General features: G+C 71.2%; 1 protein-coding gene and 1 pseudogene. Both read right to left on the bottom strand.

Annotated elements, in window-relative coordinates; all coding sequences use genetic code 11:
- Window positions 1-220: pseudogene (locus G6028_RS14190) on the bottom strand (hypothetical protein); the annotation flags it as partial.
- Window positions 213-1,589 carry a phosphomannomutase/phosphoglucomutase gene (locus tag G6028_RS14185; RefSeq protein ID WP_182659261.1) on the bottom strand — a complete coding sequence of 459 codons (1,377 nt, stop codon included), beginning with the start codon at window positions 1,587-1,589 and terminating at the stop codon, window positions 213-215. The gene G6028_RS14185 and the pseudogene G6028_RS14190, both read right to left, overlap by 8 nt.
- Window positions 1,590-1,744: the final 155 nt, after the last annotated feature.

The raw sequence follows: 1,744 nt of genomic DNA, 5'->3' as shown, positions 1-1,744 counted from the left end.
GGGCCCGGTCCGAGCGACCGGAGACCCACACGAGCGCCCGGGGCCGGAACCCGGTGAGGCCGTCCAGCGCCCCCGAGTCGACGGCCGTCGCGACTGACCGGAGCTGTGCCCCGGCCATCGACGCGTGGAGCAGGGCTCCGGTGGCGTCGGAGGAGCGCAGGGCCTCGGCGTCGTCCAGGTCCACCCGGCCGGCCCCGGTGTCGCTGGTCAGGTCAGGCACGGACGATCGCGAGGACCTCGTCGACCACCGCGGCGACGTCCTCCCTGGTGGGCGCCTCCGCGTTGAGTCGCAGCAGCGGTTCGGTGTTGGAGGCCCGCAGGTTGAACCACGCGCCGTCGCCGAGGTCGACGGTCACGCCGTCGAGTCGGTCCACCGACACGGCACGGCCGGAGAAGGCGTCGATGACCTCCTCCATCCGGGCCACCTGTTCCTCCGCGGAGTCCAGCGTCGAGTTGATCTCCCCGGACGCCGCGTACCGGGTGTACTCCGCCATCACCTGTGACAGCGGGGCGTCCTGCTCCCCGAGGGCGGCGAGGGTGTGCATCGCGGCGAGCATCCCCGAGTCGGCGCCCCAGAAGTCACGGAAGTAGTAGTGCGCCGAGTGCTCGCCGCCGAAGATCGCACCGGTGTCCGCCATCTGGGCCTTGATGAAGCTGTGGCCGACGCGGGTACGGACCGCGACGCCGCCCTTCTCCTCGACCAGTTCGGGGACGGCCCGCGAGGTGATGAGGTTGTAGATGATCGAGGCGCCGGGTTCCTTGTCGAGCTCGCGCCCGGCCACCAGCGCCGTGATGGCCGACGGGGCGACGGGCTCGCCCCGCTCGTCCACCACGAAGCAGCGGTCGGCGTCGCCGTCGAAGGCGAGGCCGATGTCCGCCCCGCTCTCACGGACCAGCGCCTGGAGATCGACCAGGTTGGCCGGTTCGAGGGGGTTGGCCTCGTGATTGGGGAAGTTCCCGTCGAGCTCGAAGTACAGCGGGACGATCTCCAGCGGCAGTCCGCTGAGGACCGCGGGCACGGTGTGGCCGCCCATCCCGTTCCCGGCGTCGACCGCCACCTTGAGCTGACGGATACCCGACAGGTCGACCAGCTCCCGGAGGTAGGCACCGTAGCCATCGAGGACGTCACGCTCGGAGACCGTCCCGGCCTCACCGTCGTGTGCGGGTACCCCCGCGACGACCTCGTCGGCGATCGTCCGGAGTCCGGACTCCTGACCGACCGGCTTCGCGCCCGCACGGCACAGCTTGATGCCGTTGTACCGGGCAGGGTTGTGGCTGGCGGTGAACATGGCGCCCGGGCAGTCGAGCAGTCCCGAGGCGTAGTAGAGCTGGTCGGTCGACGCGAGACCGATCGTCACCACGTCCAGACCCTGTGAGGTGACGCCGTCCCCGAACGCCCGGGACAATGACGGGGAGGAGTCCCGCATGTCATGGCCGACCACCACGGTCTCCGACCCCTCGGACCGCATCAGACGGGCGAACGACGCGCCCACCTCACGGACGAAGTCCTCGTCGATCTGCTCGCCCACGACGCCGCGGACATCGTAGGCCTTGATGACGGCTCGGACGGACTCGGCGCTGCGTGCCACGTGCTGCTCCAGGGATGAGAGGCGGTCGGACGGTGTCATCATTCGACCCTACCCGCCGGGTTCCCGGCCGGGCCGTCGCTTGCGGCCACGGGCCGGTCGGTGTCCCGTCAGCCGAGACCCGGCCCCGGCTCCCGCGCGCGGTCGACGGGCACCGC

This window comes from Dietzia cercidiphylli (genome assembly GCF_014145145.1).
Taxonomy (GTDB): domain Bacteria; phylum Actinomycetota; class Actinomycetes; order Mycobacteriales; family Mycobacteriaceae; genus Dietzia; species Dietzia natronolimnaea.
Note: the sequence above shows the minus strand (reverse complement) of the source record. Positions and strands in the feature narration are given on the sequence as shown.